Annotated in this window: 14 protein-coding genes; 8 read left to right on the top strand and 6 right to left on the bottom strand. The window is 39.2% G+C overall.

What is annotated here, in order from left to right:
- The first annotated feature begins 88 nt into the window (after nt 1-88).
- Complete coding sequence (locus tag H7U17_RS00735) at nt 89-913, top strand: glycosyltransferase family 2 protein (RefSeq protein ID WP_230981218.1); 825 nt, start codon at nt 89-91, stop codon at nt 911-913.
- 29 nt (nt 914-942) lie between these two features.
- Here the strand turns inward: H7U17_RS00735 and H7U17_RS00730 are convergent, their stop codons facing one another.
- Together H7U17_RS00730 and H7U17_RS00725 are read right to left on the bottom strand one after the other, a co-directional pair.
- Nucleotides 943-1,653 carry a glycosyltransferase gene (locus tag H7U17_RS00730; RefSeq protein ID WP_186753780.1) on the bottom strand — a complete coding sequence of 237 codons (711 nt, stop codon included), beginning with the start codon at nt 1,651-1,653 and terminating at the stop codon, nt 943-945.
- A gap of 77 nt (nt 1,654-1,730) precedes the next feature.
- Nucleotides 1,731-2,933, bottom strand: a complete 1,203-nt coding sequence (locus H7U17_RS00725) for a pyridoxal phosphate-dependent aminotransferase (protein ID WP_186753778.1) — start codon at nt 2,931-2,933, stop codon at nt 1,731-1,733.
- Between the two features lie 223 nt (nt 2,934-3,156).
- Here H7U17_RS00725 and H7U17_RS00720 point away from each other — a divergent pair, with 223 nt between their 5' ends.
- Nucleotides 3,157-4,014 carry a toxin-antitoxin system YwqK family antitoxin gene (locus H7U17_RS00720; protein WP_186753772.1) on the top strand — a complete coding sequence of 286 codons (858 nt, stop codon included), beginning with the start codon at nt 3,157-3,159 and terminating at the stop codon, nt 4,012-4,014.
- Between the two features lie 19 nt (nt 4,015-4,033).
- Here the strand turns inward: H7U17_RS00720 and H7U17_RS00715 are convergent, their stop codons facing one another.
- On the bottom strand, nt 4,034-4,390 hold the full coding sequence (locus H7U17_RS00715; RefSeq protein ID WP_186753771.1) for a YraN family protein: 357 nt from the start codon (nt 4,388-4,390) through the stop codon (nt 4,034-4,036).
- A gap of 137 nt (nt 4,391-4,527) precedes the next feature.
- On the opposite strand from H7U17_RS00715, the gene lipB reads away from it, so the two are divergent.
- The 6 genes from lipB (at nt 4,528) to H7U17_RS00685 (ending at nt 10,418) form a co-directional block, all read left to right on the top strand.
- Entirely contained in the window at nt 4,528-5,247 is a 720-nt protein-coding gene (gene lipB, locus H7U17_RS00710) for a lipoyl(octanoyl) transferase LipB (protein WP_186753769.1), read from the top strand.
- A 40-nt stretch (nt 5,248-5,287) separates the two neighbouring features.
- On the top strand, nt 5,288-5,689 hold the full coding sequence (locus H7U17_RS00705; protein ID WP_186753767.1) for a hypothetical protein: 402 nt from the start codon (nt 5,288-5,290) through the stop codon (nt 5,687-5,689).
- Between the two features lie 6 nt (nt 5,690-5,695).
- On the top strand, nt 5,696-6,436 hold the full coding sequence (locus tag H7U17_RS00700) for a 3'-5' exonuclease (protein WP_186753765.1): 741 nt from the start codon (nt 5,696-5,698) through the stop codon (nt 6,434-6,436).
- 162 nt (nt 6,437-6,598) lie between these two features.
- Nucleotides 6,599-8,773, top strand: a complete 2,175-nt coding sequence (rnr, locus tag H7U17_RS00695; protein WP_186753763.1) for a ribonuclease R — start codon at nt 6,599-6,601, stop codon at nt 8,771-8,773.
- The gene (locus tag H7U17_RS00690) at nt 8,760-9,752 is read left to right on the top strand and encodes a polyprenyl synthetase family protein (protein WP_186753761.1); all 993 of its coding nucleotides are present in this window, start codon (nt 8,760-8,762) and stop codon (nt 9,750-9,752) included. The genes rnr and H7U17_RS00690 overlap by 14 nt, the downstream gene beginning before the upstream one ends.
- 36 nt (nt 9,753-9,788) lie before the next feature.
- A complete protein-coding gene (locus H7U17_RS00685) occupies nt 9,789-10,418 on the top strand; it encodes a rhomboid family intramembrane serine protease (protein WP_186753759.1) in 630 nt (209 codons plus the stop codon).
- Nucleotides 10,419-10,477: 59 nt separating this feature from the next.
- Here H7U17_RS00685 and H7U17_RS00680 read toward each other — a convergent pair whose 3' ends face one another.
- From H7U17_RS00680 to H7U17_RS00670, 3 genes are all read right to left on the bottom strand, one after another.
- Nucleotides 10,478-11,524 carry a UDP-glucose--hexose-1-phosphate uridylyltransferase gene (locus H7U17_RS00680; protein ID WP_186753751.1) on the bottom strand — a complete coding sequence of 349 codons (1,047 nt, stop codon included), beginning with the start codon at nt 11,522-11,524 and terminating at the stop codon, nt 10,478-10,480.
- A 91-nt stretch (nt 11,525-11,615) separates the two neighbouring features.
- Nucleotides 11,616-12,785: a galactokinase gene (locus H7U17_RS00675; RefSeq protein WP_186753749.1), complete on the bottom strand. Its 1,170-nt coding sequence runs from the start codon at nt 12,783-12,785 to the stop codon at nt 11,616-11,618.
- A 20-nt stretch (nt 12,786-12,805) separates the two neighbouring features.
- Nucleotides 12,806-13,864, bottom strand: coding sequence for an aldose epimerase family protein (locus H7U17_RS00670; protein WP_186753747.1), 1,059 nt, complete (start codon nt 13,862-13,864; stop codon nt 12,806-12,808).
- Nucleotides 13,865-14,009 lie beyond the last annotated feature (145 nt).

Below are 14,009 nucleotides of genomic sequence, written 5' to 3'. Positions count from 1 at the left end.
CAAGTGGTTCAAAATCATTTTGGTAAATGGTGAAAAATTTCAGATTAAAATACTTTCTCAGCCTATCTTTAATTTTGACCTTTTATATTTGCCATCAAGAAAACCGCATCCACTGGTAATCCGTATGGAGGAAAAAAATCAAAAAGTAAGCGTAATCATACCTTGTTATAACCAAGGAATCCACCTAAGAGAAACAGTCAGTTCAGTCCTTGCCTCTACCTTTCCAAATATAGAAATCATTGTAGTCAATGATGGATCCACGGATAATTCCCTGCAACTTGCCAAAGAAATCCAAAAGGATCATCCTCAGATAATTTTGATCGATCAAGAAAACGGTGGAGTTTCTAGCGCCAGGAACATCGGTATTGAAACTGCTAAGGGGGAAATCATATTACCCCTTGATGGAGATGACCTTATCTCTCCAGATTATATCTCTGAAGCTGTCAAGGTGCTAGTCAACAGACCAGAAATAAAAGTCGTCTATTGTGATGGGGTAAAATTCGATGAAACAGGACAAAAAGAATGGAAGCTTAAGCCATTCAGTAGACAGCTCCTAGCTAAGGACAATATGATATTTAATGCTGGTCTTTTCAGAAAAAAAGATTGGGAAAAAGCAGGAAAATACTCCGTGGAAATGAAAACCATGGGGAGAGAAGACTGGGAATTCTGGATAAAAATGCTGAAGAATGATGGAGAGGTTTATAAATTACCTTTTGTAGGCTTCTACTACAGACTCCATCCTGCCAGTAAAAGAAAGAAAACTTCCACTAGAGAAAAGAAGAAAGAAAGAATTGATTTTCTAAACTCAAGACACATGGATTTCTTCAAAAGGGAATTAAATGGCCCACTTAGGTACCAACGTTCCTTTTCAAAAACTTACAACACCATTCTCAAGTGGCTTAATCTAATATAAGATCACCCTGGATTAAATATTAGTATTTATCAAATCTTGTCCAATCCCTTCCAGAATTTTAAGAAATAATATTTTAAAGGATTTTTATATTTGAGCTGCTTCCAAGGTCGACTTCCATGAGGCTTATGTAATACAGGAGCAGTCATCAAAACATAGTTTTTAAAGCCTAGCTCAATGGCCTTCTTTGAAATAAAAGTATCGTACCAGTCCTTGGCGTCATCTAAGGCCATAAAGTCATAAGCCGCTAAAAACTCCTTACTGAATAAAGTACAGCAAAAGCTCAAACTCCTTTTGGTATCTATCACCTCGTCCTTGACATCCTTGAATTTTAAATAAGGAAAGTTGACTTTTTTATCATAGCCCACGGTAATTGCTCCAACAAGGCCTACATCCTGATTTTGCAGATAGAAATCCAGCATTTTAGCAATCGTATCTTTCTCAACAGTAACATCAGATTCCACTACCAATAGAGGAAGGCCTTTTTCTATTGCCTCCTTTTGGGCCATCTGAAGTACCAGCTTATAGTTGGGTGAAGGAGTATCCGTTACCTCTTCCAGATGAAGCACCTTATAACCTATGACAGGCAACTGCCTATCCAATTCAGCTTTTGTCTGGGCAGTACTGAAATCATTAAAAATCTTGTGTTCCACGGAAACAGTTGACTCCTGAATAGCCTTAGCGGTTTCCAAGGTGGTTTCAATGGAATTTTTTACGGGAGTGATAACAAGTACTTGAGCCATAATTGGAAAGATTAAAGAAAAAGAGCTTGCTGGGGGCAAACCACCCCTTTGCAAGCTCTTTAACTATTTATTTTGAATTAGCTTAATTTAGCTACAGCTTCTTTGATACGCTTCAAGGCTTCTTTCAATTCAGCTTCAGAAGCAGCATAAGAAAGTCTCACACAGTTAGGCGCTCCAAAAGCCGCACCAGTAACCAATGATACGTGAGCTTCATTCAAGATATACAAGCAGAAGTCATCTGCATTTTCAATCTTATTATCCTCAACTGATTTACCGAAAAAAGCAGTGACATCAGGGAAGAAATAGAATGCTCCTTCAGGCACGTGGGTTTTGATTCCTGGAATGTCTCTCAACAAATCCAAAACAAGGGCTCTTCGATCATGATAAGCCTTTTCCATTTCCTTAGATGGCGTCTGATCACCGGTAATTGCCGCCAAAGCAGCTCGCTGAGCGATACCAGTACCTCCTGAAGTAAACTGGCCTTGGATTTTCTCACATGCCTTAGCAATGAAAAGAGGAGCACAGATATACCCAACTCTCCATCCAGTCATCGCATAACCTTTAGAGAATCCGTTTACAGTGATGGTTCTATCATACATACCATCAAGAGCAGCCATACTTGCATGCTGACCGGTAAAGTTGATCAATTCGTAAATTTCATCAGCAATCACATATACATCATCATGCTTCTTCACCACCTCTGCAATAGCTTCCAATTCCTCTTTGCTGAATACAGAACCGGTAGGGTTACAAGGGGAAGAATAGATAACTGCTTTCGTTTTATCTGTAATAGCTTCCTCCAACTGTACTGCAGTAGCTTTGAAGTTATTTTCTAGCGTACCTTCGATCAATACAGGTACACCACCAGCCAACTTGATGATTTCAGCATAACTTACCCAGTATGGAGAGAAAATCACTACCTCATCACCTTCATTCAACAAGCACATAAATATATTGGCAATTGAATGCTTTGCCCCAGTAGAAAGTACAATGTTTTCAGGCTTAGCTTCAGTGATTTTATTCTCAACTTGCAGCTTCTTGGCGATTGCCTCCCTTAGGTCCTGATACCCTGCTACTGGTGGGTAAGAAAAATATTTCCCCTCATCAATAGCTGCCTTAGCGGCCTCCTGAACATGTTTTGGGGTTTTAAAATCAGGCTCTCCCAAGCTCAAACTGATAATGTCAATTCCTTGACCTTTAAGCTCACGGGCTTTTTTGGCCATTGCCAGCGTAGCTGACTCTTCCATATTATTAATACGGTCTGATAAGATACTGCTCATTGCTTTATAATTGTTTATTCTAGGTCTTAGATTTAAATCGAAAACTTCAAAACAAAATGCCCTTAGCTTCACCAAGACCACTTTCACACTTGTTTTCAATAATAACTGGGCAAAATTAAGGATTATGCTTGTTAATTCTAAACCTTTCGATTATTTAGAGCATATATTCTTAATATAAATTCGTTTTGACAGAAAATCTTCATTAGTTTGTCCTGAATAAGCTATGAAAAAGATAATATTGGGCATAGGGTTTTTAACTTTGGCAGGGATAACCAAGGCACAAAGCTTTGATTCTCTTACTGCCATTAGCCCCAAAGATACTTCAGGGGTAATTGTCGATGAACTGTTACCCACTAATGCTCCTATTTTGCTTTTTGATGACACCAAAAGAAAAGAAGAAAAAAAGAAGCTGAAAAAGAAAAGAAAAAAGAATGTATACTTCGGTGAAAAAACACGGAAATCATTTTTGAGAACCGAAATCAAAGGCAAAACACAATACCAACTGTTTAATTATACATTCCGAAACAAGGAAGTAGACCCATATATTAGAGATGTATATTGGTTTGACACTGATGATAAAGTCATCCGGACCTCAGGATTTGATCCCAATAAGGGATATTTATTACATGGCCCTTATGAAAAACGCATAGATGATCAAGTAATAGAAAAAGGCATGTATTATTTTGGCACCAAGCATGGTCGCTGGATGAGCTTCAACAGCAAAAATATCCTTACCGACAAATCCCATTATTATGAAGGCTGGCCAAAAGACTCCAGGGTAAGCTACTATAACCAACAAGAACAAAAACTGGAAAAAGTCATCCCAATCGAATATGAGCTAAAAGAAGGCAACTTTTTTCATTTCTATGAAAATGGCCAACTGGCCGTAAAGGGAGAATATCACTATGGGGAAAAGGTGGGGCTTTGGACAGAATATTGGAATACCCAAGGGGGTAAAACCATCCGCAAAAGGGAAATCCAATACCAAGAAGAACCTTTCACCAAAGATTTCAAACCTTTTATTAAATCAGAGTGGGACCAAAATGGCTCCTTGATCTATAAAAATCCCAGAAATCTATAGCGCCAAGAAAAACTACAATTCAATAAAAAGCGTCTTCAAACTGCTTATAACGAATAACACCTTGCTTGTCGCGGTACACACCCACAATATCAAAACGGATGTCTTTTTTCCAATCAATCTCATAAATATAATGATCGGCCGCCCTTAAAATCAATTGCCGCTTACGATAATCAACAAATTCTTCGGCATACCCATAGCCTGTTCCACTACGGAACTTTACCTCCACAAAAACGAGTAAGCCCCTATATTCCATGATTAAATCTATTTCAGCGTATTTGTGCCTATAGTTACGCTCTTTGACCGTATAGCCTTTGGATACCAAAAAATCCGCCGCCATACTCTCAGCCGCTCGGCCTGTATCATTATGCTGTGCCATGACCAAATAATTTATTAATTTTGACAAAAATTTTACTTCTTGGTAAAATAATGATGGGAAAGAAATGAGTAACCATCAAAAAAGAACCCAAACATCAAAACTGATGTTACCTAGGACCAACACATAAAAGCTTTATAGTGAATCAACTTATCAATAAAAAAGTAAAATTTATAGACCTGGGCCAAAAAGATTATAAGGAAACCTGGGATTATCAGGAGGAACTTTTTGCTGGCACCGTAGCCCTTAAAATCCAAAACCGTAAAAATAGCCCAGAACAACAGCAGATCACCCCTAACTACCTGTTATTTGTAGAGCATCCCCATGTATATACCTTGGGCAAAAGTGGTGAGCTTTCCCATTTGCTTTTAGATGAAAATGCACTAGCTGAAAAAAAGGCTACTTTCTATAAAATAAACCGAGGTGGCGACATTACTTACCATGGCCCGGGACAATTGGTAGGCTACCCTTTATTGGACTTGGACAATTTCTTTACAGACATTCATAAATATCTCCGGTATTTAGAGGAGGCCATTATACTGACCCTTGCTGATTATGGCATCACTGCAGGAAGAATAGAAGGTTTAACCGGTGTATGGTTGGACCACGAAAAGCAGCAAAACCCAAGAAAAATATGTGCTTTAGGAGTAAAATCCAGCCGCTGGGTAACCATGCATGGCTTCGCTTTTAATGTCAATGCAGACTTGTCTTACTTTAATAATATTGTCCCTTGTGGCATTTCTGACAAAGCCGTAACCTCCATGCATTTAGAGCTAGGAAAAGCGGTGGACGAAGCCGAAGTCAAAGAAAAAGTTAAAAATCATATCGCAAAGCTTTTTGAAATAGAATGGGAAGATTGATAACTCTGCCCCATTAAAGTCGGATAATTAAAATACAGCAATGAAAAAAGATATCAAATTTCACCCAGTAACTGGCGTGAAACTCGCTATAGCCAAAGAAGAAGTAAACGGCCAAACCGAATGGGGGGTGTATATCATCAATCTAAACATGATTGAATTAAAAAACCTGATGATTACCTCCAAAGGATACGGTACTATGAATGGGGAAGAAAAAAAGACGTCCACACTTAGGCATATGATTGAGGAATTAGGTCCCCAGAGCATTGCGAAGGTTGAACCTATAGATCCAAATTTATTCTCACTCAACAATGAATTCTGGGTAAGTTATTATATCTTAGATCAGATATTTGACAAAAAATTCGTCTTCGTAGAGGGCAGCATGGACAAAAGTAATATCCAATACATTCCAGACTTGGACCTCGAGGGCGTTTTGCATCCTTAGTGGCCTATGGCAGATTTTTTAAGTGATCTTAGGGATATCCTTTTTTTGGACATAGAAACCGTGTCCGGTTCGGCTTCCTTACACCAACTTCCGGATAGGCTAAAAGAAGAATGGCTAAAAAAATCCTCTTTTTTGGAAACAAAAAATGATTTAACTCCAGAAGAACTTTATTTGGAAAAAGCAGGAATTTATGCTGAATTTGGTAAAGTAGCTTGTATAGGAATTGGTTACTTCCAATATGACCCAGACAATGAACAGCTTCAATTCAGAACTAAATCCATAGCTGAGGAACTAGAGCATGACACCCTGTTGAGCTTTAGGGAAATCTTGGAGAAAAAGCAGTGGACCTTATGCGCCCACAATGGCAAGGAGTTTGACTTTCCATATTTATGTCGAAGGATGTTAGTGAACCGAATCCCACTTCCGGATGTTCTTCAAATGGCAGGAAAAAAGCCATGGGAGATACATCATTTGGACACTTTAGAGCTTTGGAAATTCGGAGATTACAAACATTATACGCGATTGGAACTTTTGGCTACACTATTTGACATCCCCAGCTCCAAGGATGATATCAATGGAGCAGAAGTAAATATGTATTATTATCACCATGAAGATCTACCGAGTATCAGGAAATATTGCTTAAAGGACGTAGAGGTAACCGCTAGAATCTATTTGGCCTACCAAGGTTTACCAAGTCAAATGGATATAAAAATCATCAACTTGGATCAAAATCAGGACATCAATTGATAAGTTTTGAGTTACTTTGTAAACCCTTTCAGTTTTTAAATTGTATTATTAGAAAAACTGCGGCTAGCCTGACAAAACCATGAAGACCAATCACCCAAAACCCACACATTTTAAAAAAATTATTAGCAGCATTCAGGCTGCAAGAGAAAACATTAAATTTTTATGAGCAAACGATCAAAAAAACATTCACGAGGAAAAAAGCAGGGAGGCAAGTTCATGAATTCTGCCCAGTTGGCAGAGCGCATCCTTAACTTTTTGGACAACCATTTTGGAGAAGAATATTCCTCAAAACAGATCATTAAAAAATTAGCCATCAGGGATGCTGTCACCAAAGGAGGTGTAGAACCTGTATTGAATAAATTAGTTGAAGGAGGTTCTGTTTCGAAGAATCCAAGAAATCATTATTCCTCCACAAAAGAGCCCGACTTTATAGAAGGAACTGTCGATTATGTCAACCCCCGTTTTGCCTTTATCATTCCTGATAACAAAGGAGAACATGAAGAGGATATTTTGGTCAAAGCCGGAGATATGAAAAACGCTTTAGATGATGATAAAGTAAGGATCATGGTTTACCCAAATAAACGCCATGGCCAAAAACGTGAGGGTAAAGTACTCGAAATCGTAAAAAGGGCCAGAGAAGAGTTTGTTGGAAAAGTGGAAATCTCTCCAAGATTTGCATTTGTGGTGCCTGATTTTAAAAAAATGCACCATGATATCTTCATCAAAAAAAGTGACCTCAATGGTGCTGAGCACAACCAAAAGGTAGTGGTAAAAATGACTGAATGGAGGGAGGAAGATAAAAATCCAACGGGAATTGTCACCCAAGTATTAGGAAAGGCTGGAGACCATGAAGTGGAAATCCACTCTATTATGGCAGAATTTGGACTTCCTTTTGAATATCCAGAAGAAGTGGAAGCAGCAGCAGAAGCTATCCCTGAAAAAATCTCCAAATCAGAGGTCAAACAAAGGAAAGACTTTAGGGATGTAACCACCTTTACCATTGACCCTGTTGATGCAAAAGATTTTGATGATGCCATTTCCTATAGACCATTGGAAAATGGCAATATTGAGTTGGGTGTACACATTGCTGATGTAACCCACTATGTCAAACCCAAGACCTTATTGGAAAAAGAAGCTTATGATAGAGCTACTTCTGTTTATTTGGTGGACAGAACGATCCCAATGCTTCCAGAAAGATTAAGTAATGGGCTTTGTTCCCTTAGACCAAATGAAGACAAACTGACCTTCTCTTGTGTTTTTGAAATCAACAAAAATGGCGATATCCTTGATCATTGGATCGGCAGAACCATTATCCATTCTAACAGAAGATTTGCCTATGAAGAAGCTCAGGAGAATATTGACAAACAATCAGGGGATTTCTTTGAAGAACTTACGCTATTGAACGACATTGCCAAAAAGGTCAGAAAAAGGAGGTTTACCCATGGGGCGATCAACTTTGAAACTGTAGAGGTTAAATTCAAGCTTGACGAAAAAGGAACCCCTCTTGGATTGATCATCAAGGAACGCAGGGACATCCACAAAATGATCGAAGAATACATGCTCCTAGCCAATAAAGCAGTAGCAGAATTTATTTTCAAAAAGAACAAAGGGAAAGACACTTTCGTTTACCGTACCCACGATCATCCTGACCTGGAACGCCTAGAGACTTTTGCAAATTTTGCCAAAAAATTTGGTCATCAACTTACCATTGGAGATGAAAGCAATGTTTCTTCGACATTGAACAAGCTGATGAAGGAAATCGAAGGCAAACCTGAACAAAACCTATTAGAGCAGTTGGCCATCAGAAGTATGGCGAAGGCAAAATATACCACTGAACCTAAAGGTCACTTTGGGTTGGCATTTATGCATTATACCCATTTCACCTCCCCTATCCGGAGGTATCCGGATATGATGGTGCACCGCTTATTGCAGCATTATTTGGATGGAGGCAAATCACCTGACCAAGAGGAATGGGAAAACAAATGTATCCATTCTTCTGAAAGAGAAAAAAGAGCATCTGATGCAGAAAGGGCCTCTATAAAATATAAGCAAGTTGAATTTATGTCTTTGGCCGAGGACAAAGCTTATGAGGGAATTATTTCAGGAGTCACAGAATGGGGTATCTTTGTAGAAATTACTGAAACCAAATGCGAAGGCATGATTCGTCTGCAGGATTTGCGGGATGATTATTATGAATTTGACGAAAAGAACATGCGTCTCATCGGGTCGAAAAACAAAAAAATGATCACTTTGGGAGACCAGGTGAAGGTCCGTGTCGTAAACACGGATATTGATAGAAGAACTATAGATTTGGAATTTGCAGATGACAACGATTAAAACCAATTTGACTAAAGAGTTACTGGTAAAACTGGAAAAACACTTACAAGATTTTTCGTACGGAGACTCCCCCAAAGAGCTATATGAGCCCATAACTTATATTATGAGCCTCGGGGGAAAACGTATCAGACCTTTATTGACGTTACTTGCCTATTCCCTCTATAAAAAAGATTATGAAAACGCCTTAACTCCCGCCATGGCAGTGGAAGTCTTTCATAACTTCACACTAATGCATGACGATATCATGGATGAAGCTCCCCTAAGGAGGGGGCAGACTACTGTCCATGAAAAATGGGACACCAATACAGCCATTCTTTCCGGAGATGTCATGTTGGTAAAAGCCTATGAAATATTAGCGGAAGTACCTGCTGATAAACTGGGAGACTGCCTGAGCTTATTCAACAAAACTGCCAGAGAAGTTTGTGAAGGCCAGCAAAGAGACATGAATTTTGAGTCTTTGGATGAAGTAACTGAAGCAGAGTACCTTGAAATGATCCGTCAAAAAACAGCGGTACTCCTAGGTTTTGCCTTGCAGTTTGGTGCCATACTGGCCGGAGCATCCAAAAAAGATAGCCAATACCTCTATGATTTTGGAGTAAATATCGGCATTGGCTTTCAACTTAAAGATGATTTGCTGGATGTATATGCAGACCAGGATAAATTTGGCAAGCAAGTAGGCGGAGATATCATTGCCAACAAAAAAACCTTCCTATTAATTAAAGCCAAAGAATTAGCCAACGGAGAAGACAAAAAACAATTGGAAGATTGGCTCTCAAAAACAAATTTTGACAAAGAAGAAAAAGTAAAAGAGGTAAGGGCCTTATATGACAAACTGGGCATAAAGGATATCGCTGAAAATAAAATGACTGCTTACTTTGACTTGGGCTTTGCCCAATTAAATGACCTTAATATTTCAAATAAGGAGATGTTGACCGCCTTAAAAGTCCTCACCCAAAACCTTATAGATCGGGAACAATAAATCCCGGCCCTATTTTTAGTCAATAATCATATTATAATGGAATTGTCAGCCACCCTATTCATCATCATTATTACCGTATTGGTTTCTTATTATGCTTGGAAAAAACCTGCTTTCCTTAACAGGAGCATGTTTAATCCATACCTAATCAATCAAATGGGACAATATGATAGGTTCTTACTTTCAGGATTTATCCATAAAGATGGGATTCATCTCTTATTCAATATGATCACCTTCTTTTATTTTGGTGGTCTGGTGGAGCAATACCTGACATATAGATTCGGCCTTATGACAGGTGTCATGATCTTTGTGCTATTCTACTTGGCAGCCATTGCCATAGCGGATGTCCCGACCTATTTGAAGCACAAAAACAACCCACATTATCAGGCTTTGGGAGCTTCTGGCGGGACTGCAGCAGCTGTATTTGCCAGTATAGTACTCGTACCTATGGCGGACATTTGTATTTTCGGCATCCTTTGCTTGCCAGGTTTTATTTTAGGAGGGCTGTTTTTAGCTTATTCTTATATCAAAAGTAAACAGGATAATGACAGCATCAACCATGACGCTCACCTCTATGGGGCTTTATTTGGCATTGCCTTTATCCTCATACTTTCACCCAGCAGTGCAGTACACTTTCTGGATCAAGTTAAAAATTACAGATTATTTTAAATAGCAAAAAATCCCCTGAAATGTCAGGGGATTTTTTGATTAGTTCAATGGATTTAATATTAGCTTAATTTATAATGCTCCTTAGGCTGGCTTTTCAAGATTTTCACTGCTGATTCAGCCGTAATATCCCTTTGAGGATTGGCCAACATTTCATAGCCTACCATAAATTTCTTTACCGTTGCTGATCTCAATAGTGGCGGATAGAATACCATATGAAGATCCCATTCCGGATGTTCCTTACCATCTGTTGGTGCTTGATGAATACCTGCAGAATAAGGGAACGAAACCTTAAATACATTATCGTACATAATGGTCAATTGCCTGTAAGCGTCTGCCAAAGCTTCTCTTTGATCATCGTTCATCTCTGCCAATGAAGCAATATGCGACTTTGGAGCAATCATAGCCTCAAAAGGCCATACCGCCCAGAATGGCACCAAACCAACAAAATATTCATTTTCAAAAAGAATACGTTCATCTTTTTTTAGCTCCTCCTGAATATAATCCACCACCATGCTGCTTCCATATTTCCCAAAATACTCAGAAAACTTCTGCTGCTTTTTGGATGGTTCAACGGGAACTGATTCCTGGGCCCAAATCTGGCCATGGGGATGTGGGTTAGAACAACCCATCACAGATCCTTTGTTTTCAAAAATCTGAACGTAATTAATGAAATCCTTCTTGCCTAGCTCCTCATATTCCTTTTTCCACAGCTCCACCACCTTTGTAATGGCATCCACATCCAATTCAGGAATAGTCAAATCATGACGAGGAGAAAAACAGATCACTTTACAAATGCCTTTTTCGCTCTTCGCTTTAAAGAACTCCCCTTCGGACATTTCCCCTTCAGGGATATCAGCGGTTAAAGCTCCAAAGTCATTTTGAAAAACAAAGCTACCTTTATAGTCGGGGTTTTGTTCGCCATTCACCCGGGTATTGGTAGGACAAAGGTAACAGCTCTCATCATAGCTTAACTTCTGATCTTCTGCTGTTTTCTCTTCCTGCCCCTGCCAAGGCCGCTTTCCACGGTGAGGAGACACTTGCAACCAATCTCCAGTAAAAGGGTTATATCTTCTATGGCTGTGGTCTTCAAAATTAAAATCAGACATAATTTACTTTAGGTATTAATAGGTTTGATAGTTTCACTTTAGATATTAGATACAAGACAATAGTAACATAATGCTTGATATTCAAGACTAGTTACTGAATACTCATTTCTCCTTCAACTACTCTGGTTCCATCTGTGACATCCACTTCGTAGATTTTCAAATCCCTACCAAAGGCATCTTTATACGCAGCTGAAATAGCTTTTTCAAAAGCTTCCTTCTCAGATTTTTCCACCAGATTAATGGTACATCCTCCAAAACCGCCTCCCATCATTCGTGCGCCTGCAACACTATCACTGGACTTAGAGAAGTCAGCCAGAAAATCTAACTCTTTACAGCTCACCTCATACATATTGGAAAGCCCATCATGGGATCCATACATTTGCTGACCAAAGCCCTTGATATCTCCTTTTTCCAAAAGTTCACAGCCCTTAAGCAAACGCTCATTTTCCTCAATTACAAACTTGCTTCTGGTGTAGACCACCTCGGTCATCTCTGACTTAGCTTCCCCAAGCATTTCCAAAGTAATATCTCTCAGACTTTTCACTTCCGAATAGTACTTTTGAACAGCTTCCACACCTTCTTGACATTCTCTTCTTCGGTCATTATATGCCGTATCGGCAAGAGAATGCTTTACCTGAGTATCGCAAAGGATAATTTGATAATTACCTAAATCGATTGGAAAATAACTGTACTCCAAAGACCTACAATCCAACCTGATAGCATGATTGTCCTTGCCCATCATAGAGGCAAACTGATCCATGATCCCACACTGAACACCTGCAAATTCATGTTCAGCCTTTTGGGCATATTTCAACATATCCAGCCTCTCCAAATTCAATCCAAAAAGTTCTGAAAGGGCCAGACAGACACCATTCTCCACTGCCGCAGAAGAGGACAAGCCAGCACCAACTGGTACATCACCACCAAAGACTAAATCAAAGCCTTCCAACTCATATCCTGCCTGCTGCAATTGGGCGGCAACGCCCATTACATAATTGCCCCATCCACTTTCCATTCTCTCAAAATCGTCCAAATCAAAACTCAGTGATTCTTGAAAATCGTAAGAAAACAAATGGCATTCTCTGGAATCATTCTTTGCCACTGCAATGACAATCTCCTTGTCAATAGCCGCTGGTAAAACGAATCCCTCATTATAATCGGTGTGCTCTCCAATGAGGTTGATCCTTCCTGGAGATTTTACAACAATAGCTTCCTTGTCAAAAAGTTCAGTGAACTTTGACGTAATGATTTTAGGGTTCATAAATTAATATCCTTAATTGATTATTTTAATACTGAAAACTTTAGGGAGGTATAACTGGAAAATTTCTCTCCAGGCTGTAATTTCACACTTGGGAAATGTGCCTGATTTGGAGAATCAGGAAAATGCTGGGTTTCCAAAGCAATTCCACCATGTTTTGGATAAACCGCCCCTTTTCCTTTTACTGTGCCATCAAAGTAATTAGCTGAATACAACTGAATCCCCGGCTCTGAGCTTTCCAGCTCCAATTGAATTCCAGTACCTGCTTCAGACAGCACCAAATTTGGTTGCGATTTATCAAAAACCACTGTCTGATCTAGACCATTTCCAATAAGCGTTTGCGGATGATCTGAGAATACTCCCTCCTTTACCTTTTTTGATTCGGTAAAATCAAATGGCGTATCCTTTACTGATAAAATCTCCCCAGTTGGGATGCTACCTTCCTTAACCGATACATAAAAGGGTGCATTTACTTTTAGATCATGCTCCAAGACGGTCTTTGAAAAGTCCCCTGACAAATTGAAATAACTGTGGTTAGTAAGGTTAATCACAGTAGTTTTATCTGTCTCAGCAGCATAGCTGATTAAGAGTTGATTATCATCACTCAAGGTAAAAATCACTTCCACCTTTAAATTGCCCGGATAGTTTTCCTCCCCATCGGGACTTAGATATGAAAATTTTACACCAGAAGAAACTTCTTCGGCATCCCAAATTTTCTTATCGAATCCTATCTTTCCACCATGAAGGTGATGCCCTCCTTTCGCATTATCCAATTGATAGGTCTTTCCTTCCAACGCAAACTTCCCCCCATCGATCCTATTACAAACTCTTCCAACAGTTGCCCCCATGTATGAATACGCCTTCATATAGGCCTCTCCTTCGTATTCTTCAATACTATCAAAGCCCAAAACCACATCTGTTCCCTTACCATCACGGTCTGGAACAATTAGATGCGTAAGCGTTACACCGTAATCGGTGATACTCGCTTTCATACCATTATCATTACTGAGGGTAAATAACGAGACCTCCTCGCCATTGGAAGTTTGACCGAATAGGGTCTTTTCTATTTTAACTGAATTCATAAGGAGTTGGATAGAACGTTATCCTGGGTTTGGTTTGACATTAATTGGAATTTTCACCCCAAATTAATGGATAAAAAAATGTTATTCAGGCTTTGGAAAGGATATTTTGCAAGAAAACGTTCCCGAAAACGTTCTCAGAACATTT

It is taken from the genome of Echinicola salinicaeni (assembly GCF_014280965.1).
Lineage (GTDB): Bacteria > Bacteroidota > Bacteroidia > Cytophagales > Cyclobacteriaceae > Echinicola > Echinicola salinicaeni.
The sequence above is the reverse complement of the archived record's forward strand: the minus strand, read 5'-3'. Positions and strand labels throughout refer to the sequence as shown.

What these genes read in the sequence shown, in the direction of transcription:
- H7U17_RS00690 (WP_186753761.1), top strand. Translation starts at nt 8,760, where the DNA reads ATGACAACGATTAAAACCAATTTGACTAAAGAGTTACTGGTAAAACTG.
- H7U17_RS00670 (WP_186753747.1), bottom strand. Translation starts at nt 13,864, where the DNA reads ATGAATTCAGTTAAAATAGAAAAGACCCTATTCGGTCAAACTTCCAAT.
- H7U17_RS00680 (WP_186753751.1), bottom strand. Translation starts at nt 11,524, where the DNA reads ATGTCTGATTTTAATTTTGAAGACCACAGCCATAGAAGATATAACCCT.
- H7U17_RS00700 (WP_186753765.1), top strand. Translation starts at nt 5,696, where the DNA reads ATGGCAGATTTTTTAAGTGATCTTAGGGATATCCTTTTTTTGGACATA.
- H7U17_RS00705 (WP_186753767.1), top strand. Translation starts at nt 5,288, where the DNA reads ATGAAAAAAGATATCAAATTTCACCCAGTAACTGGCGTGAAACTCGCT.
- H7U17_RS00675 (WP_186753749.1), bottom strand. Translation starts at nt 12,785, where the DNA reads ATGAACCCTAAAATCATTACGTCAAAGTTCACTGAACTTTTTGACAAG.
- H7U17_RS00725 (WP_186753778.1), bottom strand. Translation starts at nt 2,933, where the DNA reads ATGAGCAGTATCTTATCAGACCGTATTAATAATATGGAAGAGTCAGCT.
- H7U17_RS00730 (WP_186753780.1), bottom strand. Translation starts at nt 1,653, where the DNA reads ATGGCTCAAGTACTTGTTATCACTCCCGTAAAAAATTCCATTGAAACC.
- H7U17_RS00715 (WP_186753771.1), bottom strand. Translation starts at nt 4,390, where the DNA reads ATGGCACAGCATAATGATACAGGCCGAGCGGCTGAGAGTATGGCGGCG.
- rnr (WP_186753763.1), top strand. Translation starts at nt 6,599, where the DNA reads ATGAGCAAACGATCAAAAAAACATTCACGAGGAAAAAAGCAGGGAGGC.
- H7U17_RS00685 (WP_186753759.1), top strand. Translation starts at nt 9,789, where the DNA reads ATGGAATTGTCAGCCACCCTATTCATCATCATTATTACCGTATTGGTT.
- H7U17_RS00720 (WP_186753772.1), top strand. Translation starts at nt 3,157, where the DNA reads ATGAAAAAGATAATATTGGGCATAGGGTTTTTAACTTTGGCAGGGATA.